This window comes from Ligilactobacillus salivarius DSM 20555 = ATCC 11741 (assembly GCF_001435955.1).
In the GTDB taxonomy this organism is placed as follows: domain Bacteria; phylum Bacillota; class Bacilli; order Lactobacillales; family Lactobacillaceae; genus Ligilactobacillus; species Ligilactobacillus salivarius.
Window position 1 is genome coordinate 1 of sequence record NZ_AYYT01000022.1, and the last position, 21,276, is coordinate 21,276.

Annotated in this window: 19 protein-coding genes and 1 riboswitch; of the genes, 14 read left to right on the forward strand and 5 right to left on the reverse strand. The window is 32.6% G+C overall.

Features of this window, described 5'->3' with window-relative positions:
• The first annotated feature begins 288 nt into the window (after positions 1–288).
• The 3 genes from yjeM (at position 289) to FC55_RS08385 (ending at position 4,240) form a co-directional block, all read left to right on the forward strand.
• Complete coding sequence (yjeM, locus tag FC55_RS08375; protein ID WP_035150166.1) at positions 289–1,779, forward strand: glutamate/gamma-aminobutyrate family transporter YjeM; 1,491 nt, start codon at positions 289–291, stop codon at positions 1,777–1,779.
• Between the two features lie 228 nt (positions 1,780–2,007).
• Positions 2,008–3,507: an ABC transporter substrate-binding protein/permease gene (locus FC55_RS08380; protein WP_011476410.1), complete on the forward strand. Its 1,500-nt coding sequence runs from the start codon at positions 2,008–2,010 to the stop codon at positions 3,505–3,507.
• A complete protein-coding gene (locus FC55_RS08385; RefSeq protein ID WP_003701149.1) occupies positions 3,500–4,240 on the forward strand; it encodes an amino acid ABC transporter ATP-binding protein in 741 nt (246 codons plus the stop codon). The genes FC55_RS08380 and FC55_RS08385 overlap by 8 nt, the downstream gene beginning before the upstream one ends.
• 75 nt (positions 4,241–4,315) lie before the next feature.
• Here FC55_RS08385 and FC55_RS08390 read toward each other — a convergent pair whose 3' ends face one another.
• The gene (locus FC55_RS08390; protein WP_003701150.1) at positions 4,316–4,912 is read right to left on the reverse strand and encodes a GDSL-type esterase/lipase family protein; all 597 of its coding nucleotides are present in this window, start codon (positions 4,910–4,912) and stop codon (positions 4,316–4,318) included.
• A gap of 106 nt (positions 4,913–5,018) precedes the next feature.
• On the opposite strand from FC55_RS08390, the gene coaA reads away from it, so the two are divergent.
• Positions 5,019–5,939 (forward strand): type I pantothenate kinase, encoded by a 921-nt coding sequence (coaA, locus tag FC55_RS08395; protein ID WP_003701152.1) that lies wholly within the window; start codon positions 5,019–5,021, stop codon positions 5,937–5,939.
• A gap of 111 nt (positions 5,940–6,050) precedes the next feature.
• Positions 6,051–7,592, forward strand: coding sequence for a glutamine-hydrolyzing GMP synthase (gene guaA, locus FC55_RS08400; RefSeq protein ID WP_172757472.1), 1,542 nt, complete (start codon positions 6,051–6,053; stop codon positions 7,590–7,592).
• Between the two features lie 436 nt (positions 7,593–8,028).
• Here guaA and FC55_RS08405 read toward each other — a convergent pair whose 3' ends face one another.
• Positions 8,029–10,431, reverse strand: coding sequence for a Xaa-Pro dipeptidyl-peptidase (locus FC55_RS08405; protein ID WP_035150173.1), 2,403 nt, complete (start codon positions 10,429–10,431; stop codon positions 8,029–8,031).
• Positions 10,432–10,612: 181 nt separating this feature from the next.
• Here FC55_RS08405 and FC55_RS08410 point away from each other — a divergent pair, with 181 nt between their 5' ends.
• From FC55_RS08410 to FC55_RS08425, 4 genes are all read left to right on the forward strand, one after another.
• The gene (locus tag FC55_RS08410) at positions 10,613–11,788 is read left to right on the forward strand and encodes a cation:proton antiporter (protein ID WP_003701155.1); all 1,176 of its coding nucleotides are present in this window, start codon (positions 10,613–10,615) and stop codon (positions 11,786–11,788) included.
• Between the two features lie 370 nt (positions 11,789–12,158).
• Positions 12,159–13,313 carry a D-alanyl-D-alanine carboxypeptidase family protein gene (locus tag FC55_RS08415; protein ID WP_003701156.1) on the forward strand — a complete coding sequence of 385 codons (1,155 nt, stop codon included), beginning with the start codon at positions 12,159–12,161 and terminating at the stop codon, positions 13,311–13,313.
• A gap of 187 nt (positions 13,314–13,500) precedes the next feature.
• On the forward strand, positions 13,501–14,106 hold the full coding sequence (locus FC55_RS08420) for an NADPH-dependent FMN reductase (protein ID WP_003701157.1): 606 nt from the start codon (positions 13,501–13,503) through the stop codon (positions 14,104–14,106).
• 17 nt (positions 14,107–14,123) lie between these two features.
• Positions 14,124–15,416 carry an NADPH-dependent oxidoreductase gene (locus FC55_RS08425; protein ID WP_003701159.1) on the forward strand — a complete coding sequence of 431 codons (1,293 nt, stop codon included), beginning with the start codon at positions 14,124–14,126 and terminating at the stop codon, positions 15,414–15,416.
• Positions 15,417–15,495: 79 nt separating this feature from the next.
• Here FC55_RS08425 and FC55_RS08430 read toward each other — a convergent pair whose 3' ends face one another.
• From FC55_RS08430 to FC55_RS08440, 3 genes are all read right to left on the reverse strand, one after another.
• Complete coding sequence (locus FC55_RS08430; protein WP_003701160.1) at positions 15,496–16,056, reverse strand: ECF transporter S component; 561 nt, start codon at positions 16,054–16,056, stop codon at positions 15,496–15,498.
• Between the two features lie 3 nt (positions 16,057–16,059).
• Positions 16,060–17,043, reverse strand: coding sequence for a nucleoside hydrolase (locus tag FC55_RS08435; RefSeq protein ID WP_003701161.1), 984 nt, complete (start codon positions 17,041–17,043; stop codon positions 16,060–16,062).
• Positions 17,044–17,060: 17 nt separating this feature from the next.
• Positions 17,061–17,105, reverse strand: a riboswitch (PreQ1 riboswitch).
• A gap of 107 nt (positions 17,106–17,212) precedes the next feature.
• Complete coding sequence (locus FC55_RS08440) at positions 17,213–18,271, reverse strand: acyltransferase family protein (RefSeq protein ID WP_035150176.1); 1,059 nt, start codon at positions 18,269–18,271, stop codon at positions 17,213–17,215.
• Between the two features lie 154 nt (positions 18,272–18,425).
• On the opposite strand from FC55_RS08440, the gene FC55_RS10040 reads away from it, so the two are divergent.
• The 5 genes from FC55_RS10040 to FC55_RS08455 all read left to right on the forward strand — a co-directional run bounded on the left by FC55_RS10040 (position 18,426) and on the right by FC55_RS08455 (position 21,256).
• On the forward strand, positions 18,426–18,566 hold the full coding sequence (locus tag FC55_RS10040) for a hypothetical protein (RefSeq protein ID WP_003701828.1): 141 nt from the start codon (positions 18,426–18,428) through the stop codon (positions 18,564–18,566).
• Between the two features lie 168 nt (positions 18,567–18,734).
• A complete protein-coding gene (locus tag FC55_RS10230; protein WP_003701163.1) occupies positions 18,735–19,019 on the forward strand; it encodes a YfhO family protein in 285 nt (94 codons plus the stop codon).
• Positions 18,976–19,455, forward strand: coding sequence for a YfhO family protein (locus FC55_RS10315; protein WP_081036625.1), 480 nt, complete (start codon positions 18,976–18,978; stop codon positions 19,453–19,455). The genes FC55_RS10230 and FC55_RS10315 overlap by 44 nt, the downstream gene beginning before the upstream one ends.
• Positions 19,365–19,730 carry a YfhO family protein gene (locus tag FC55_RS08450; protein WP_157769225.1) on the forward strand — a complete coding sequence of 122 codons (366 nt, stop codon included), beginning with the start codon at positions 19,365–19,367 and terminating at the stop codon, positions 19,728–19,730. The genes FC55_RS10315 and FC55_RS08450 overlap by 91 nt, the downstream gene beginning before the upstream one ends.
• 11 nt (positions 19,731–19,741) lie before the next feature.
• Complete coding sequence (locus FC55_RS08455) at positions 19,742–21,256, forward strand: YfhO family protein (RefSeq protein WP_003701166.1); 1,515 nt, start codon at positions 19,742–19,744, stop codon at positions 21,254–21,256.
• The last annotated feature ends 20 nt before the right edge of the window (positions 21,257–21,276 follow it).

The following is a 21,276-nucleotide window of genomic DNA, read 5'->3' on the forward strand; positions in this document are numbered from 1 at the left end:
ATGTCTTTAGACTGGGGTAGTTGACAATAATAAAACATACAGGAAACAAGTATATTTTTCAAGTTAGACGAATTTTAGAAAGGATGAATTTTTTTACAATAAAAAAACAATGAATAATCATAAATTATACGAATATACCACGAATATTATGTTTTAAAATTCAAATTTATGTTATAAAAATGAATTTTTATTATAAAACGATAAAAAATCTATCATAATTAATACAAATTGCATAAAAGAGAATATACTTTAGTAGTTAATAAATATACATAAGATGGAGTGGAGATTTTGGAAGAAAATAAAAAGAAAATCACGACATTTGGCTTAGTCATGATGATTATTACCGCTATCTTTGGTTTTGGTAATGTATCTAATGCTTATGCACAAATGGGTTACGGTAGTATTATTTGGTATATTTTAGCAGGGGTATGTTTCTTCTTCCCTTGTGGTTTAATGATGGCAGAATATGGTTCTGCATTTAAAGATGCTAAAGGTGGTATTTATTCCTGGTTAGCTGAATCAATCGGAGAACGTGCAGCTTTCATTGGAACATTTATCTGGCTAGCATCTTGGATTGTCTGGATGGTATCAACAGCTTCACGTATCTGGATAACATTCTCTGCATTGATTTTTGGTAAAGATACCACACAACATTGGTCAATGTTAGGTTTGTCTTCCACTGAAGTTATTGGTATTTTAGGAATTTTATTCATTTTAATTTCAACATTCTTTACCACACAAGGAATGGATTCGATTTCTAAAGTTGGTTCTTTAGGTGGAATTTTTACAGTTGTAACTAACATTATCTTTTTAATTGCTAGTTTGATCATTATTTTTGCTAATCATGGTCAATTAGCTCAACCTATCCATGGAATGAAAGATTTTATTACTTCACCTAATCCACAATTTCAAACACCAATTGCTATTATTTCATTCGTTGTTTATGCAATTTTTGCTTATGGTGGTATGGAATCTTTAGGTAGTGTAACTGATAGTATGGATAAGCCAGAAAAGACTTTCCCACGTGGATTAATTATTGCTAGCTTATTTACCATCGGTGCATATGTAATCATGATCTTTATGATTGGTTTCAGTGTTAACTATAACTCTGTTGTTGCTAAGCATGGGGTAAACTTAGGTAATATCACATATATTGTCTTTAACCAATTAGGTGTCTACTTAGGACATTCATTAGGTTGGTCAGCAGCTGCCTCTCATACAATAGGTATGTTAATTACAAGATTTGTAGCTTTAACACAAGTTCTAGGATTTTTAGGTGCAATGTTCATTCTCTTATATTCACCAATCAAGTCATTTATTTTAGGTTCAGATAAGAGATTATGGCCTGAAAAATTAACTCGCCTTAACAAACACAATATGCCAGCCAATGCAATGTGGTTACAAGCAATTATTGTTTGTGTAATTATCTTCTTAGTAGCCTTTGGTGGATCTGCAGCTCAAAGATTCTATTTAATCTTAACTGATATGGCGAATGTATCTACTAGTTTCCCATATCTATTCTTAGTTGGGGCATTCCCATTCTTTAAGAAAAAGAAGATTGAACATTCATTTGTAGCTTTTAAGAATCCATTCTGGACTAATTTATTAGTAATTATTATTGAAATTATCTTATCAGCAGGTATTATCTTTACTTGTGTTCAACCAATTTTGGATGGCGACTTTGAGACAGCCTTCTGGACAATTGCTGGTCCAGTCTTCTTCGGATTAGTGGCATTCATCTTTTATCAAGTTTCATCAAAGAAACACAAAATGAAATAGTTAAAGAGACATCAATGAGTTTTGTAGATAAACAAGCTTATTGGTGTTTTTGTTTTATAGAAAACTGTTACATAAATATATTTTATTCATTTTAAATGCAATTTAAACATAAATTATGAATAAAATATACAAAATTATAAAAAATACTTGCATAAATAAACAATAGAAAGTATACTAATCATATCAACTTGAAAACTATAGATTATATTAACGAGGGAGATTATGAGTATGAAAATTTTTAAGAAGATATTAATGCTTTTAGCTGTACTCATGATGGTAGTTACACCATTTGCTGCGATTACTGCTGATACAACTTCTAGTAGTTCTTCCGCTGATACAGCTAAGACAACAGATGATTCATTGAAAAAGGTAAAAGAAAAAGGAACATTGGTAGTTGGTTTAAGTGCCGATTATCCACCTTACGAATTTACTACTAAGCAAGATGGCAAGACTGAATATGTCGGAATTGATATTCAAATTGCTAAAAAATTTGCTAAAGATTTAGGTGTTAAGTTAGTTATTAAGAATATGAACTTTGATTCCTTACTAGTTGCACTTGAAACAGGTAAGATCGATACAATAATTTCTGCGATGAACCCAACTGAAGAACGTCGTAAGAGTGTTGATTTCTCTAACATTTACTACTCTGGTGGTAAGTATATTGTTATCAACAAGAAAGATAAGAGTAAATATACATCTAAGGAAAGCTTTAAGGGTCAAACAGTTGGTGCTCAAAATGGTACTTTGGAATACAATTTGATTAAGCAACAATTCCCTGGAGCAACAGTTAAAGGTTTAGCTAAGTTAAACAACTTAATTATTGCTTTACAATCTGGTAAGGTATCTGGGGTATTGATGGAAGAACCAACAGCTAAGGCTTATGTTCAAAACAACCCTAACTTATATGCATTTAACTCTAAAGTAAGTGTTGACGTTAACGAAACAGGGGCTGCGATGGCATTTCCTAAAGGAGCAACAGCTTTAACTCAAGCTGCTAACAAGACAATTGCTGATATTAAGAAACAAGATTTATTAGACAAGGAATACGTTCCAGAAGCTGCTAAGTATATGAAACAATCTAGCAAGCACAACACAATGGCTAGTTACTGGACATACTTCGCAAAAGGTATTGAATATACATTAATTATCACAGTTGTATCTGTATTAATTGGTTTTGTTTTAGGTATTATTCTTGCTTTAATGCGTTTAGGTCACAACAAGCTTCTACACGGTTTAGCAGTTGCATACATTGAATTTATTCGTGGTACTCCATTAATGGTACAAGTAATGTTTGTATACTTCGGAATTGGTGCAGTTATTCAATCATTACCTGCTTTGGCAGCTGGTATTATCGCTGTATCTCTAAACTCTGGTGCTTATGTAGCTGAAGTTATTCGTTCAGGTATTGAATCAATCGCAATTGGTCAAACTGAAGCCGCAAGAAGTTTAGGTATGAGTCAAAAGCAAACATACCAATACGTTGTTATTCCACAAGCAATTAAGAATATTTGGCCAGCTTTAGGTAATGAATTTATTACCTTGATCAAGGAAAGTTCAATTGTATCAGTTATCGGTGTAGGTGACTTGATGTATCAAACACAGTTAGTTCAATCTGCTACTTATAAAGGTGTAGCTCCATTAGCTATTACAATGGTTATCTACTTTGTACTAACCTTTACATTATCTAAAGGCTTGAATTACTTTGAAGGGAAGATGAAACATGAGTAACAAAAAGATGATTGAAGTACAAAATCTTCAAAAGAAGTTTGGAGATAATCTCGTTCTTAAAGATATTTCTGAATCAGTAGAACAAGGTCAGGTTATTTGTGTAATCGGTCCTTCTGGTTCTGGTAAGAGTACCTTTTTAAGATGCTTGAATGTGTTGGAACGTCCAACTGATGGTAAGGTAATTTTTGAAGGAAAAGACTTAACTCATATTTCTGAAAAGGAATTAGATAGCTTACGTGAAAAAATGGGCATGGTTTTTCAAGGTTTTAACTTATTCCCTAATATGAGTGTATTGGAAAATATCAAGTTAGCTCCAATGAAAGTCAAGAATGTTGATGAAGTACAAGCAGAAAAGACGGCAAAAGAATTATTAGCTAAAGTTGGATTAGCTGATAAAGCAAATCAATTCCCAGATAGTTTATCTGGTGGTCAAAAGCAACGTGTAGCGATTGCTCGTGCTTTAGCGATGGATCCAGAAGTAATGCTATTTGATGAACCAACAAGTGCGTTAGACCCAGAAATGGTAGGGGAAGTATTGAAGGTTATGCGTGACTTGGCTGATTCAGGAATGACGATGGTAGTTGTAACACACGAAATGGGCTTTGCTAAAGAAGTTGCCGACCAAATCTGGTTTATGGCAGATGGATACGTACAAGAAGTAGGAACACCAGAAGAAGTCTTCGAACATCCAACTTCTGAACGTGCTAAAGATTTCTTAGCTAAGATCTTATAAGATAAGAAAATAAAAAGGTAGTTTATAGAAATAGCACTTACTCGGTTGTTTTGAGTAAGTGCTATTTGCGTACTATTATTGTTTTCCTAATAGATCTTTTTCTCTATTTTCTGTACTGATTTTATCTTTAACTTCGATTAAAGGAGCCAAACCTTGAACTAATAGTTCGTAAGCTTTTTTAGAGTAGTGAATATCATCAGCTTGTAACAACTCACTAGCTTCATATGCAGTAGCGATACTGTGCCAATCATAACAAGTAACGTTAAGTTCTTCAGCTAATGTTACAAGTCCTTGAGCATACTGGGATAACTTCTGATTAGGATAAAAGTCTTGTAAGCTAGGTCCAGTAATCCCAGGAGTGATAAGAATACATTTTTGAATTCCAATTAAAGTTATCATTTCTTTAATATTAGTGATAAAAGTTTGATAATCAGGACCTTCAGCTGTTACATCATTTGTACCAAAGAAAATAGTAACAATATCAGAATTACTTTGAAGTACGTCAGCTTGAACACGTGAAAGAGCCAAGTCGGTACGATCTCCTGGAACTCCTCGATTTAGAATTTCAACATTTGGAAAATATTTTCTGATTTCATTAGAAAATATTGGAGAAGGATAGCCGTCAGTCATGCCAGCGGTAATACTATCTCCAAATAAAACTAGATTTGTCATATAGATCACCTTTAAATTTGTTATCAGCTTTTTGAAAGCGTAATATTATTATAAAATAATATGATATAATGATGAAGTTAAAAAATATACAGTTGTGAGAAAAAATATGGAAAATAGACTAAATTATTATAAAATTGAACGCGATGAATGGAGTAATTTCTATCAAGAACATATTGTTCCATTGACCGAAGAAGAATTATTGAATTTAAAATCTTTAAATGACCAAATTTCCTTGAAAGATGTGCAAGATATTTATATGCCACTAGTGCATCTATTAAGAATACACTTAGACTCACATCAAGAGCTACAAGATAGCCAGTCTGAGTTTCTAGGAGTAAAAGCACAAAAGGTACCATTTATTCTAGGAATAGCGGGATCAGTTGCGGTAGGTAAGAGTACAACTGCTCGTCTACTACAAAGCTTATTAAGTGAAGTCTATCCAGATAAGAAAGTCCAGCTTATTACAACGGATGGTTTCTTATATCCTAATCAAGAATTGAAGAGACGTAACTTAATGGAAAGAAAAGGATTCCCAGAAAGTTATGATATGAGAAGATTATTGCGTTTCGTAAATGATGTTAAGAATAATTTACCTGCCAAAGCACCAGTATATTCACATAAAGTCTATGATATTGTAAAAGGACAATATGAAACAGTAGAGCGTCCAGATATTTTAATCGTTGAAGGGATTAATGTTTTACAATTGCCAACCAACCAACAAATTTATGTGAGTGATTTCTTTGATTTTTCAATTTATGTAGATGCTGAAGAAAGTTTAATTGAAGAATGGTATCTGGAAAGATTTGAGACTTTGTTAGATACAGCTTTTAAGGATCCTACAAACTATTATTATCCTTATGCAATTGGTGATCGAAAACAAGCAATTAAGATGGCTAAAAATATTTGGAAAACAATAAATCTTAAGAACTTACGGGAATTCATCCTACCAACACGTAATCGAGCTGATTTGATCATGCATAAGACGAATAATCATGTAGTAAATGAGTTGTTTTTGAGAAAATACTAAGTTAGTGATGAGTTATGGTTTAAAACATTGCTCAACTATTGCTAACTATGTATAATAGGTACAAAGCATAATGAAATTTAAGATGAGGTGAAAGACTTGGCTAATGTTGATATGCAAACATTTGATAAAATTATCGTTTTAGACTTTGGTAGTCAATATAACCAATTGATTACACGTCGTATTCGTGAATTCGGTGTTTACTCAGAACTACTATCACATAAGCTTACAGCCGCTCAGATTAAAGAAATGAATCCAAAAGGAATTATTTTCTCTGGCGGTCCTAACAGCGTTTATGATGATGGTGCTTTCCAAATAGATCCTGAAATTTTCGAATTAGGGATTCCTATTTTAGGTATTTGCTATGGTATGCAATTAATGGCACATAACTTACCAGGTGGTAAAGTAGAAAGTGCTGATAATAAGGAATATGGTAAGGCTATTATTACAGTTAAAGATCAAGAAAATGTAATGTTCAAAGAATTACCAGAAACTCAAACAGTGTGGATGAGTCACGGTGACTTAGTAACACAAGTTCCAGAAGGATTTGAAGTTACAGCAACAAGTGATAATTGCCCAATTTCCGCAATGGCTAATAATGCTAAGAAATTCTATGGGTTACAATTCCATACAGAAGTACGTAACACAGAATATGGTAACGATATTTTACGTCATTTTGCTTTCGACGTTTGTCAAGCTCGTAGCAACTGGTCTATGGACGACTTTATCGACATGCAAATTCAAAAGATTCGCGAAACTGTTGGCGATAAGAAAGTCTTACTTGGATTATCTGGTGGAGTAGATTCATCTGTTGTAGGTGTATTACTACACAAAGCTATCGGTAATCAATTAACAAGTATCTTTGTTGACCATGGCTTGTTACGTAAAGGTGAAGCTGAACAGGTTATGGATAGCTTGGGTGGCAAGTTTGGCTTGAACATTATCAAGGTTGATGCTAAAGAACGTTTCTTGAACAAATTAGCAGGTGTATTTGATCCTGAAAAGAAACGTAAGATTATCGGTAATGAATTCATTCGTGTTTTCGATGATGAAGCTGCTAAACTAGAAGGAATTGAATTCTTGGCACAAGGTACTTTGTATACAGATATCATTGAATCTGGTACAGATACTGCTCAAACAATCAAGTCTCACCATAACGTTGGGGGATTACCAGAAGATGTTCAATTCAAATTAATCGAACCACTGAATACTTTATTTAAAGACGAAGTTCGTGAACTTGGTGAAAAGCTTGGAATGCCACATGAATTAGTATGGCGCCAACCATTCCCAGGCCCAGGTTTAGGTATTCGTGTAATTGGTGAAATTACAGAAGAAAAACTTGAAATCGTACGTGACTCTGATCTTATCTTACGTGAAGAAATTGCAAAGCATGGTTTAGATAAGGAAATTTGGCAATACTTTACAGTATTACCAGGTATTCGTTCTGTTGGTGTTATGGGTGATGGTCGTACTTATGATTACACAGTTGGTATTCGTGCAGTAACTTCTATCGATGGTATGACTGCTGACTTTGCACAAATTCCATGGAATGTGTTACAAGAAATCTCGGTGCGTATTGTAAACGAAGTAGATCACGTTAACCGCGTAGTGTATGACATTACTTCTAAGCCACCTGCAACTATCGAATGGGAATAATAAGTATATTAACTCGGTGGAGAAAAGCCTATAAATCAAGCTTTTAGAAAAGGCAGATTTACGAAAAACAGGCATAAAAACGTAATTGTTTGCCAAAAGTCTGCCAAAAGTCTGCCAGAATTAATTTGCCAGTAGTGTAAAAACTACTGGCTTTTTTATTAGCTATAAAAAACGAGTAGCTGAATTTTTATGTGTTATTTTAGATTAGATATAGGAGAAATTTAAAAATTTATGCAAGTAAGCGTTAAATTTGCAGAAATTNACTAATTAGATAAAATCGAAAAAATAAGTTAAGAGAGAAAAATAACGAATATAAATCTAAAAGTATGAGTATAGAAATATCGGAAAATATAATCACGAAACCATCAAAAAATTAGATAAACAAACGCAGATGAATCGAGACAATAAAGTCTTGTTTCATCTGCGTTTTCGTTTACTATTCTATTGGAAGTAAGCAATATGAGCCTGCAGTATCAATACGATATGAATTTTCTTCATTACCTTGTAAAGTCATTTCTATATCAGTTGCATAGATTACTAGGCCTAACTTATGTCCTTTAGGTAGATGATAGAACATAGGTTGTGTAGTGATCTCAACATCGTAGAATTTATTAGCTTCAAGTTCATCCGTACTAAAGTCATTATGACGATTTTGTAAGTTCAAGTGAGCTTGTGTAATCATCTTAAAAGGTGTTTTCTTGGCTAATTTAAATTCTACCAAATTATCTTCTTGCCAGTGATAACCTAAGTCTAAGCCACGTCTTTCAAGAATTGTAGGAGTAGCTCCTAGACGTTTAGCATCGCCATAATCAACCAACTTAACACTAACCAAGCCATGATCAAGTTGACTAGCAATCTTCAATTTGATTTTAGCGATACCTTTAAGTAAAGTTTCATTCTTTAAAGGTTTGCTAGTAAGGATCAAACGGTTAGCTTCAAGTTTTGGACTAGTTGATGCAAGAATTTCTTCTTTCCAATTGGCGATGCCCGTTTGATAATGTTTGAATGTAGCTTCTGGTAAATGATCACTGAACTCTAAAATTTGTTTTTCGTTCTTTTGTGAAGATAGTGTATCAGAATTTAAGTATAACTTAGTAAAGTTCTTACTTTGCCAACTAGAATAAGTTTCCCATGTACTTTCCTTAGTATTATTTTGAACTAAGATATCTGGAAGTAATTCTTTAGCATTATTCTCAACACCATACAATTTATGACTTAACCAAAGATTCATCATATCTGTGAAATCAAGTGATTGGAAATTGTTGATATAGATATGTTGACCTTGATGTAAGATAAGTTTCTTCGTTACTTCAGTATCACCGAGCTTGTTATATAAGTTGAATACATTCTTTAACTTAACATTCCAGTCATTGAGACCATGAACCATCACAATATCACACTTAATGTTTCCTACGTCTTTTAAATAATTACGTGCATCCCAGAAAGTATTGTAATTACCAGTAGTGCGATCTTGGTCTTTAGTAATAGTTGATAGGAATTTATTAAAGCCATCTTTAGCACGATTATAGTCGCCAGCACTTTTTTGACGGCTAAAACATTCTTCAGCCAAGATGTCGGCATCTTCTCCAGGAAATCCACCAGGTGCAATAACAAGTCCGCCTTCGCGATAGTAGTCGTACCAGCTAGAAATAGCAGCTTCACTAATAATAGTCTCTAATCCTTCCACACCAGTAGTAGCAGTAGCTGTAGCAAGTGTTCCTAGATATGATTTTCCAGTCATCGCTACTTTTCCATTTGACCACCAAGCAGGAATAGCCTTATTAGCTTCTTTAGTTGTGAAGGCTGTTCTCTTTCCGTTCAACCATTCAACTACATCTTTAGCTCCTAGAGTTTCAGCTTCATCGCCACAAGTCCGGTAGCCATCAGAATCTAAGGTCCCAACTCCACCAGAATAAACAACAGCAAATCCCCGAGCTAACATGTAGTCGTTAAAAGTATATGTAAATAAGTGTTCCCAACTTTCTTCAGCATTTTTAGTAGAGATCACAACAGGACGTTTCTTAGGAAGTTTAGTTTCTGGCTTATGGTATTCAATATCCTGATAAGAAAGAGGTTTAACTTCCTTACGCGTAATTGGTAAGTCGACACTGTGCATCATTTTCTCAGCACTAGCATCATTAGTTCCTAAATAGTAGGGACTAGCTGTGAAAATAGTAGGGACTTTCATACCATTATCAGTCATTGCTGGGCGTGTAATAATAACTTTTAGTAAATCACGCTTACCATCTTGATCGGTATCTAATTCTGATTCAACATAGACTACTTCATGGATAAGTTTATTTGTATCAAAAACAGGTTGAGCTTTTCCGTTAAAGAAAATTGGCTCTGTCAGATTCAATTGGTAAAATTGTGTGAAATATCCACGATTAGCTAGAATATCGAGTAAATTTTGTCCCTTTTTAGTTGAAGTACATAGTAAGTCATACCAAGCATTAATAACATCATCGCGATGATTTATTTCTTTTTGGTATGGCAAGTTTAGCTTATCCATTGCAGAAAATGGATCTTTTAAATCGAAATCAAGCTCAGTTTCAAATCCTAAGAGTTGTAAGCCGACAGCATAGAAAACGCGAGCATTTATTTTACTAGAGTTTAAATAAGTTAAAATATCAGCATTCTCAGTAGCTGCTAGATTGGAAAGAGCGTGATTTTTAGCTGCTTCAGTTTTGAAATTTGGGAAAGCACGTTCCAAAAATAAGCGATAAATATGATTGCTAGCTAAATCTTCATCACCAGCGTGAAGAAAAGCAATATGATTGAGTTCAGCTAATTTTTGTTCAAAAGGAACTTTGACATGAGCGAATTGATTGAATTTCATAATAACGATCCTTTCTTTTAGAATATTTATTACCATTATAGACTTTTTATAGAAAAACTTCTATGGTAATAGAGGGAACGTTTACATTGAATAGCCAGGGTATTTGACTTTTAAGACAAATATTTTTTTTGTAAAATATATATTGTAGAGTAATTTTTAGGTACTTTGAAAGGAAGATTATATGACCTATTTAGGAACACTTTGCTTGGTTTTGCTGACAACTGCTTTTGCTGGCAGTATTAGTCGCAGAGTCGGAATGCCTGCTGTAATTGGTCAGTTATTGGTGGGGATTATTCTGGGACCAGCGATGCTAGGTTGGGTGACAAGTAATAATTTTGTCCATATCTTTTCAGAAATTGGTGTGGTCATCTTAATGTTTATGGCGGGACTTGAAAGTGATCTAGATTTATTGAAGAAATATCTTAAGCCTGCGACTTCAGTAGCCTTATTTGGTGTAATTGCGCCAATTATTTTAGTTTATCTTTTGGGGCGAATATATAACTTTACTAATGAAGAAGCAATTTTTCTCGGCGTAACTTTCGCAGCAACTTCAGTCTCTATTTCAGTTGAAGTGTTAAAAGAGTTAAAGAAGTTAGATACAAAAGAAGGAACAACGATTTTAGGGGCTGCTGTAATTGATGATATATTGGCAGTTTTAATTTTAAGTGTCTTAGTAAGCATCTTCAGTGATGTTGCTCAAGCAGAAGGTGGACATACTCAATCTAATTTAGGCGTGGGTATCTTAATTCAAGTAATATACTTTATTGGTATTTACTTAGTCTTTAGATGGATTGCCCCACTTTTAATGAAGATCAGTGAAAAATTACCAATATCTTCCAGTGAAATTCTAATGTCATTAGTAATTTGCTTGGGAATGGCATTCTTCGCTGACTTGGTAGGTTTAAGCGCAGTGGTAGGTTCATTCTTTGCCGGAGTAGCGGTTGCACAAACTCCATATAAACAAGAGATAGATTCAAGTATTGAACCAATCGGCTATGCAGTGTTTATTCCAATGTTCTTTGTATCAATTGGATTGAACATGACCTTTAAAGGCTTATTGACTAATTGGTTATTTATTGTAATTTTGCTAGTATTGGCTTTACTAACAAAATGGGGTGGCTGTGGCTTAGGTGCTAAAATGCTAGGAATGAGTTGGCATTCTGGCGATATTATTGGAGCAGGAATGGTTTCTCGTGGAGAAATGGCGCTGATTATTGCCCAAGTAGGATATGAAGCACACTTGTTATCTGATAAGTTCTATTCAAGTGTTATTATCGTAATCATCTTAACCACAATTATTGCACCATTTATGTTGAAGTCAGCAATTATGCGCCAAGCAAAGGCAGAAGCTAAATAATATTAATAGAAGACGGATAAATTATTGAAAAAGATAATTTTTATCCGTCTTTTTATTTACTTATACACAGTGTTGTGCATAACTTTGTGTATAAGTGCTAAATAATCAAATGCTAGAAGTAAATCGGAGATACATATGTTCACTTTATTGGATAATAAAGTGGTATTATCCACAAAAAGTGTGTATAACTTGGGGATAAATTGTAGAATACTACCATTTTTATCCATGCAGATAAAATGTTTGGATTTACAAACGTGGATAAGATCAATTTAATAAAGTGAAAACAGAAAACAATCTTAGTTTAACAATATAGAAATAAAGTTGCGTTATTATTAATAGATAACTTAATTAATGAGGAAGAGAATTATTTATGAAGAAGCAATTTAAGAATTGGATAATTCTAGTTATGCTAGGAATTGCAATTATAACTGGTAGTGGAATCATGCGAGGAGTAAGGGCAGATAAGATTGATGCTAAGGCAGCTTACATGATAGATGCAGGTACTGGTCAGGTCTTATATCAACAAAATGCTGATAGCAAATATCCGATTGCATCACTAACTAAAATTTTAACATTAGCGGTTATTATGAAAGATATCCACAATCAAAAACTAAGCTGGGATCAAAAAATCAAAGTGAATAAAGATGTGTCTGATATGGCTAATAACTGGCAATACTCAAATGTTCAGTTAAATGAAGGAGAAAGCTATACCGTTAAGTCACTAGTAGAATCAATGATGATTGTATCGGCAGATGGTAGCACAGAAGCTTTAGCCTTAGCTGATGCTGGAAGTGTGCAAGCTTTTAATGAAAAAATGAAAGAAGTAGCACATGAAGCAGGAGTTACTGATGCTGAGATTTATAATATGATTGGTTTGCCAAATTCAGATTTGGGTAATTTGAAGTTGAAGAATGTAGGCGATGATCAAGAAAATAAATTTTCAGCTAAAGACATAGCTTTGGTTTCAAAATACTTGGTAAATAATTATCCAGAAGTAATAGATATTACAAAACAGAAGAATGTTGATTTTAAAATAAGTGCCGATCAGACATATAATATGGAGAATATTAATTATATGTTGGAAGGAAGTTATGCAGCTCCTAAAAATGGGACAATAGATGGTCTTAAGACAGGATTTACAGATGAGGCTGGATATTGTTTTGTAGGAACAGGTACATTCAATGGACAACGTGTGATAACTGTTATTTTGAATGCTTCAGATTATAATAAACAATTTGCTGAAACGAATAAGATGATTGAGACAGTTATGAATAATGATAAAGTAGTTAATACTAAGGATATAAAGAGTGTTAAGCAAGCTTTGAAAAAAGAAAATTTGAAAGTAAATGATACTAATATTTGGGTAACAAAGAACACCGATCCTAAACAAATAAAAGCAAAATTAACTCTATCTAATGAAAAAATAAAAGCAAAAAATGCTAAGAATGAGAAAGTTGGCACAATTAAAATCAGTTCTTCTGGGGTATCTTCAGTGGAATTAAATATCAATTTAGAAGCTAAATAAATTAATTATAAAAGTGTAAAATAAGTAGATGAATACTGGTTTTACACTTTTTTATTTTGTCAGATATAAAAATATTTTATGGGTTTAAAAAATATTTTAATAAAACTGAAAGTGCTTGCAACAAAGAGGACTTTGTGTAAAAATAAACTTATAAAGATAATTAATTAGTTAAAGGAAGTTGAAGCTTATGAACCACTATGTTGGAATTGCCGGCACTAATGATTTGAAGTCTACTAATCTTAAATTAATGCAATATATTAAGAATCATTTCAGCGAAAAAGCAGAAATCGAACTAGTTGATATTAGTGACCTACCAGTATTTTTTAAGAACAAAGATAGAGTTATCCCAGAAAAAGCAGCAGAAATTTCTATGAAGATTGAAGCAGCAGATGGTGTGATTATTGCGACACCTGAATATGATCACTCCGTACCTGCTGTTTTAATGAATGCTTTAGAATGGTTATCTTATGCAAGACATCCATTTGTAGGTAAACCTGTTATGATTGTTGGTGCTTCTTATGGTACTTTGGGAACTTCAAGAGCTCAAGCACACTTACGCAGAATTTTAGATTCACCAGAATTAAGTGCAAGAATTATGCCAAGTTCAGAATTCTTATTAGGCCATTCACTTCAAGCATTTGATGAAGATGGAAATCTAAATAATGAAGAAAAAGTTACATTATTAGATGGTTTATTTGAAGATTTTGAAGTGTTCTCAAACATTTCTAAGCATCTAACTAATGCTAATGATGAACAAAGAAAAGAAGTAGAAAACTATTCATGGAAAGATTAGTCGGAGGAGTGGAATAAATGAAATTAGTAGGAATTATCGGTTCAATTGCTGATGAATCATACAACCGCAAATTAATGCTATACATAGCAAGTCATTTCAAGGAAACAATCGATATTGAAATTCTTGATATTAGAGATGTCCCAATGTTTAGAGCAGGAATGGAAATGGGACCAGCTGTAGAATATTTAAATAAGAAAATCTCTGCAGCAGATGGTGTAATTATTGCAACTCCTGAACATAATCATACAACTACAGCAGCTCTAAAGAGTGTAATTGAATGGTTATCTTCTAGTGTTCATCCATTTGCAGATAAGCCAGTATTGTTGGTAGGTGCTTCTTACTTCGAACAAGGTTCTGGTAGAGCGCAATTAGATTTACGTCAAATTCTAGAATCTCCAGGGGTAAATGCTTTGGTAATGCCAAAGGATGAATTCTTATTAGGAAACGTTAAATCAGCTTTTGATGAAAATGGTAACTTAAAAGAAGCAAGAACTGTTGGCTTCTTAGAAAGTGTCATGGGCAACTTCTTGAAGTGGATCAAAGTTTTGAAAGCTATGAAGAAGAATAACGATGTAAAAGGTGACTGGGAATCAGAAGACTTAACTGCATCTCAAGAAATTGATACAACTGTCAAAGGTGTAGATATGAAGGCTGAAGATTGGGTAGAACAAGCTGCAGCTAAGACTAATGCAGTTGAAGGTGATACTTACGTCAAGTTAGATAGAGGTCTTTTGACAGTTAACCAACTTAACTGGTTCTTGAATACAATGCCAGTTGAATTGACATTTGCTGATGATAATAACCAATTTATCTATTATAATCGTATGGATGAAAATCCTAAAGATATGTTGGCACCTCGTCAACCTAAGCAAGTTGGGGATCCGTTAGAATCAGTTCACCCAGAACGTGCTTTGAAAGGTGTAAAACATGTAGTTCATACACTTCGTACAGGTGAAACAGATCTTGTAAGTATGCCAGTACCATTTATCAATAAGGTTAATGAAAAGCATGTAATGCACTATTATAAGGCAATGCATGATGAAGATGGTCGCTACCGTGGAATTAATGAATGGGTAGTTGATATTTGGCCAGTAGTTGAATCTTATTTGAAGATGACAGGTCAAAAATTGGTGGCTGATGAAAATGCAAAGGTAGATGCAACATCCGGAGCTTCCGAGAAGAAAGAAGAACCAGTAGCTACTCCTGAAACAGACGCAACATCTGGCGCATCTGAATCAGAAACAAAGGTAGAAGAAGTAAAAGTTGCTGAACCAGAAGTAGATGCAACATCAGGTGCTTCTGAATCTTAATAGATATGAAAGTCGAGTTTAGGTACTCGGCTTTTTTGATGAAAAAACAAGATTAGCTCATGCCAATCTTGTTGAAAAATTAATATTTAGTTACCCCTAAAGATATACGACTCTTTAGGGCTTTGTAAACAAGTGAAACAACATAAATAGCGACTAAACGATCAAGATAATCAGTTCCAACTTGAACAAGGAATACAGCCAAACCTTTACCTAAACCTAATTTAGCTAATATTTGTACGATAATAGCTGATCCAGAACTAGTGATACCATGGAATAAAAATAAAGTAATGGCAGAACTTACTAAAGTAGCTGGTAAAGAAATGATAATAGCTAACCACCATAGCTTTTTAAAAGTATCTGCAGCATAGTGTGAGTAAACCATACCTGCAATAAGACCAACTATAAGTTGAACTGGCAAATAATATAGTGAAAATAGGTCAGTTGTTAAACCAACAATAATTGAAGTTAGAGCACCTACAGTAACACCACCAACTGGGCCGGCCAAAGAAGCAGCTAAAATAGTACCGATAGTATCTAGGTAAATTGGTAATTTCAAAAGTAAGGCTATGTTACTTCCGACAATATTTAAAGCGATGCATAAAGCTAAGATAGTTATGATTTTAGTTGATAATTTTTTCATGAATTATTCCTCCGATATTAATTGTGGCAAAATTTTTTCTAGAAGTTCTGAATCAATTGAACAGGTACGTTGTAAGAAGATTTGCATAAAACGTAGATTATCTACTTCTGTCAAAATATGACTGTTGACAGGTTTATGCCAAAAATTCATTTCATCAACGACACTTTGGCCAATACTGATACCTTTAGTTTCAATCTCAGTATGCGAGTCAAAACCAGTACATAATTCTGGAAAAATAGTGTAAGCCACTGCTAAGGGATCATTGATGACACAGCCGATAACTTTTTCATATTTCCAATGAAAATCAAAATAGAATCTTGTAATTTTTTGAATAAAATCAGCTTGTTCTGGATTAACTTGATGAATTAGTTCCAGAATACTTGGTGTAAGCACAATTTTCCGTGTAACATCAAGTCCTATCATTTCAATTTTCACGGGAAGATGTTGATAAACATAATTAGCAGCATCAGGATCACACCAGTAATTGTATTCAGCAACAGGAGAACAATTACCAAAACACTTGAAATTTCCACCCATTGAAACAAAACGAGTACAGTTATTCCAAACATCTGGCTGTGCTTGGTGAGCTAGTGCAATATTGGTTAGTGGTCCTAACGCAATAATAGTTAGATCAGGATTATCGGCTAGAGTCTGATTAATAAACTCAATAGCGTTATCGTGAATAGGAACACCTGAGACTTCAGGCAAATAAGATTCACCTAAACCATCTTCTCCATGCGTATCCATGGCATCAACATAGTCACGTTTAAGTGGTGCCGCTGCACCTTGATAGACTGGAATATCAAGACGATCTAAGTGATTTAAGATTTTGAGGGCATTCTTAGCACCCATATCGGAAGGAACGTTACCAGAAACGGTTGTGATTCCGACAACTTCTAGTTTGGGCGATGTTAAAGCGAGCATCAAGGCCAAACTATCGTCAATTCCTGGATCACAGTCAATGATAACTTTTTGTCTGTCATTCATTTCTCCTACCTCCTTTGAGATTCTTGGTTTTTTATACTGGGAAGTTTACGAACCAGTCCAAGTTAAACTTGAATTTAATGAATGTACCTAATTAGTATAAGGCTGTTTATGAGAAATTGGAAGAAATAAATAAGCTCCAAGAATAAAAAGAATTCTTGAAGCTTTGAACTTATTTAAGTTTAAATGGATATTTTCTAAACATGTAGAACGAACGGATAACTGGAACATAAGGTACGATGATAATAGCTATATAAGTAAAAATGATACGGTAAATAACTAAAGCTATAGTAAATATCAACATTCCATGTGGTAAGAAAATATGTTGAATTAAGGATGTTATATTAAGTGTAGAAATATCTATAATATGGAAACAAAGTACAATTAACGATAACTCACCATATTTTTGTACGATATGTGTAATATTTTCAAGTGAGATATTAGCAAACCATTTTGAAAATACCATAATAGCGTAACTACCAGCGACTCCACCAATAATAGCTCCTGTGTAGCTTGTTGCAACAGATACATTAAGGTAAAAAGGACCAATTTTTGCTGTGACAAACCAAATAGATACTGCAAAAATAAAAGTGATGAAATTGCCGTTATTAACTAAGTTATATTTCTTAATTAAAAAACCAAACCAATAGAAAATAAGACTAACTAGAACTGCATCTAAAGACCATGGAAGTTGAATAAATTTGGCTATATAAAAACCGATAAAAGTAGTAACTATGAATATTATAGTAGTTATATTATCTGATACTTTATATTTAGTAGTTAGTTTAATAATAAAACTATAGAAAACATTTGCTAGAAACATAGCTAATAAAAACCAAATAGCACCAATAGCTGGAATAAAGAATTTTCCAAGCAAATTATTGATAGGTGTTCCTGCTCCATATAAAGCGGCTAGAGCTGCATATCGTGTACTATCAGCAATACGTCCAAGATAAATTGGATGAAAATGCAGTGAGGCAGCAGTCAGTATTATCATAATAAATGATGTAAAAATATATGGAAGTAATAAATTAAAAAATCCACCTGTAATTATTTTAGAGTAGGATTTATCTCTATGAAGATAACCAGATAAAACAAAGAAAATAGGAACATTGACTGCAAATAAAATATTGCTAAAGTAATTTCCAGTGTATGAATTCAGAGAATGAGCAATGATAATAGTCAACATTCCTATAGCTCTGGATATATCAATCCAAGTGATTCTTTTCATAATAATAGCTCCTTGTTTGTTAATTGGAATATAATAGTTTAAATATACCATAGAATCATATAAGATGAAGAAAGAATTTTGGATAAGTCCTTGAAATAATTTGTAAATTAAGATAAAATAAGCAAGTATATGAGTTGAAAAGGAGGAACTAAGAATGTCACAAAATACACATGTTGGCGTAGCAAATGATCGTCGTCCTGTAAACTCCAAGAACATTAAGAAGCGTCGTGCACAACACCAAGCTGTACTTAACTTCTTAAAGGAACGCGACGAAGCAGACAAGGAAAGCAAGTAATTAAGTTTTTCCTTGGATTTTGATATTAATTATCAGATAACTAAATAATGATATCCTCCACATGTTGATCTTCCAAGGAAAGCATGTGGATTTTTTTATACGTTTATTCTTTTTACCAGAGAAATAAAAGGAGGCGTTATAGAGAAGAAAAAGAATGCAACATATTATATGTTATCATTTTTAATTCCTGTACTAATGTTGATAATAACTTTTGCATTAGCTAAGGTATATCCATTTGGAAATAATACTGCCGTAGTTGGTGATATGAAAAATCAATATGCAGCAATATTAACCTATGGTAAAGAGAATTTTTTTAATATACATAAACTGTTGTATTCTAACAGTTTAGCTTTGGAGGGAAACTTTTATCCAGTATTAACATATTATCTATTTTCGCCAATAAATCTGATTGCGCTATTTTTTTCAAATAAATATATGCCATTATTTTATTAATATCTGTTTAAATGCAGGATTCATAAGTTTAACAACATATATATTTTTACTAAAATCAAAATTTGTTAATAGTTATGTTGATAAAACTGTTAACGTAGAAATATCAAATGTACTAAGATTGATTTTTGGTATAATTTTTACATTAAGTACATTTTATGTCCAATATTCCCACACTATAATGTGGTTTGATGCAATAATATTTTTCCCGCTAGTGTTATTAGGATATGAACAATTGATTAATAGTAATAAAGTGATTTTATACTGTATTTCATTAATATTACTAATTTTATTCAACTACTATATTGGTGTAATGGTTCTAGTATTTTTACTAGTGTTGACGTTATTTTGGATTGTTTTATCATTAATCTACAAGAAAGAATATCTGTTAACAATGAAAAAAGTATATACTCATTATTGTATACTATCTTACCAATAGGTATAGGAGCAATAGTATTATTACCTAGTTTCCTAGGGCAACAAATTGTATATCAGGAAAAATATCAATTTTCTTTAGATAAAATCTATCCACTTAGAGATAGCTTAGGATCATTATTGAATGGAAGTATGAACAATGCAGAGATGCCAATGTTATATACAAGTATTTTTACTCTAATTGCAATAACTGTATTTTTTATATCTAATAAAATAGACTTAAAAATAAAAATACCAGTATTCATAGCAATTATATTATTATTTATATCACCTAGATAAGAGGATTGTATATGATTTGGCATGCTTTCTCAATGCCAAATGGATACTCGCAAAGAGAAGCATACATAATATTACTAGTACTAGTAACCATAGGTTATATAGGTAGTACTTATGTAAGCAGTGGTTATATAAATTTTATTATAGCGGGTATAATATGGAGTTTGATAAGTATATTTATAACATATAGATGGAATTTTCTTTCAAATCAGCAACTATTAGTTGATATATTATTGATAATAATTGAAATTTTGGCAATTATTCTAATGTATAAAAAGAGTAAAAAATATATTTGGTTATTTTTATTTATTATTTTGGGTGAAATAGGATTTTCATATTATCCAAGGGAGAATGCAATAGCTCAAACATCTATTCCAATGGACAGTTATATAAAATTAATTGAAGTTAATCAAAATGTATTAACTAAATTAAATAAGAACGATCATAGCTTTCATAGGATTGGATCTACAATTCAATTAAATGAAAATGATCCTTTGATGTATGGTTACGATGGTTTATCAACGTATGTGTCACAGCAATCTAAAGAATCTACAAATTATTTATCTGCACTTGGTTACTATCAAAAACATTCATGGATTAGATGGAGTTCATTTAATAATGGATCAACAGCAGCAGTGAACAGAATTCTGGGATTGAAGTATGTTATTGCTCCAAAAAATAAAAATCTTTTAGATGCAACTATATCTGGAAAATCAATGTCGACTAGTGACAGTGCACCAAATTTTCCGAAAGGAATTAAAGAAAATAGTGATGATTTCAATATTTATAAGGATAAAGGAGCACTACCAATAGTATTTAAAATCGAGAATACCGCTAAAAATGTGGTGGTAAACTATAACCCAGTAGATAATCCATTTCTTAAACTGAACTCACTTTTTTTACAAGGTTTTGGAATATCAAATATGTATCAAGAAGTAAAAAGTAGTTTAATTAAACAAAATGAAGTCTCCAAAGAATATGTAATTGATGTAGTAAGTGATGGAAATGTATACTGCTACTTACCAATAGATCAAAATATAGTTACTGAGAGTAGTATAAAAGTATCAGTGAATACATATAACAACAATGTTTGGGGAGAAAACGGAATTGTATATTTGGGACCCTATAAAAAAGGTATAAAGATTCATGTTAATTATGAAAGTAAGGATACTCAAAGTATTAATCCAGTATTTGCAGTTGAACATGAAGGAAGCTTATTAGAGCTAAATAAATTTAGAAAAGGAATTGCTGACATTAAAGTTAATGGTGATTTAATTAGCTTTGATAAAAAAACAGAAGATACTAATTTAGCAATATCTGTACCATATGATTCTGCTTGGACAGCTGAAATAAATGGAAAACCAGAACAAACTTATAAAACTTTAGGTGGTTTACTGGAAATTAGAGTAATTGAAAAAGGAAAAGTAAATCTAAAGTATAATGTTCCAGGATTGAGGGTAAGCATAATAATATCTACTATATCTGTAATATTATTATGTCTATGTTTGGTACTAAAGAGAAATAGTTAAATAAAAAAAGAATAATACTA

Bases quoted from the DNA above. Each gene is read 5' to 3' on its own strand.
- guaA (WP_172757472.1), top strand. From the start codon at position 6,051: ATGCAAACATTTGATAAAATTATCGTTTTAGACTTTGGTAGTCAATAT.
- coaA (WP_003701152.1), top strand. From the start codon at position 5,019: ATGGAAAATAGACTAAATTATTATAAAATTGAACGCGATGAATGGAGT.
- FC55_RS08410 (WP_003701155.1), top strand. From the start codon at position 10,613: ATGACCTATTTAGGAACACTTTGCTTGGTTTTGCTGACAACTGCTTTT.
- FC55_RS08435 (WP_003701161.1), bottom strand. From the start codon at position 17,043: ATGAATGACAGACAAAAAGTTATCATTGACTGTGATCCAGGAATTGAC.
- FC55_RS08420 (WP_003701157.1), top strand. From the start codon at position 13,501: ATGAACCACTATGTTGGAATTGCCGGCACTAATGATTTGAAGTCTACT.
- FC55_RS08455 (WP_003701166.1), top strand. From the start codon at position 19,742: ATGATTTGGCATGCTTTCTCAATGCCAAATGGATACTCGCAAAGAGAA.
- FC55_RS08415 (WP_003701156.1), top strand. From the start codon at position 12,159: ATGAAGAAGCAATTTAAGAATTGGATAATTCTAGTTATGCTAGGAATT.
- FC55_RS08380 (WP_011476410.1), top strand. From the start codon at position 2,008: ATGAAAATTTTTAAGAAGATATTAATGCTTTTAGCTGTACTCATGATG.
- FC55_RS08430 (WP_003701160.1), bottom strand. From the start codon at position 16,056: ATGAAAAAATTATCAACTAAAATCATAACTATCTTAGCTTTATGCATC.
- FC55_RS08440 (WP_035150176.1), bottom strand. From the start codon at position 18,271: ATGAAAAGAATCACTTGGATTGATATATCCAGAGCTATAGGAATGTTG.
- FC55_RS10230 (WP_003701163.1), top strand. From the start codon at position 18,735: ATGTTATCATTTTTAATTCCTGTACTAATGTTGATAATAACTTTTGCA.
- FC55_RS08425 (WP_003701159.1), top strand. From the start codon at position 14,124: ATGAAATTAGTAGGAATTATCGGTTCAATTGCTGATGAATCATACAAC.
- FC55_RS08405 (WP_035150173.1), bottom strand. From the start codon at position 10,431: ATGAAATTCAATCAATTCGCTCATGTCAAAGTTCCTTTTGAACAAAAA.
- FC55_RS08385 (WP_003701149.1), top strand. From the start codon at position 3,500: ATGAGTAACAAAAAGATGATTGAAGTACAAAATCTTCAAAAGAAGTTT.
- FC55_RS08390 (WP_003701150.1), bottom strand. From the start codon at position 4,912: ATGACAAATCTAGTTTTATTTGGAGATAGTATTACCGCTGGCATGACT.
- FC55_RS10040 (WP_003701828.1), top strand. From the start codon at position 18,426: ATGTCACAAAATACACATGTTGGCGTAGCAAATGATCGTCGTCCTGTA.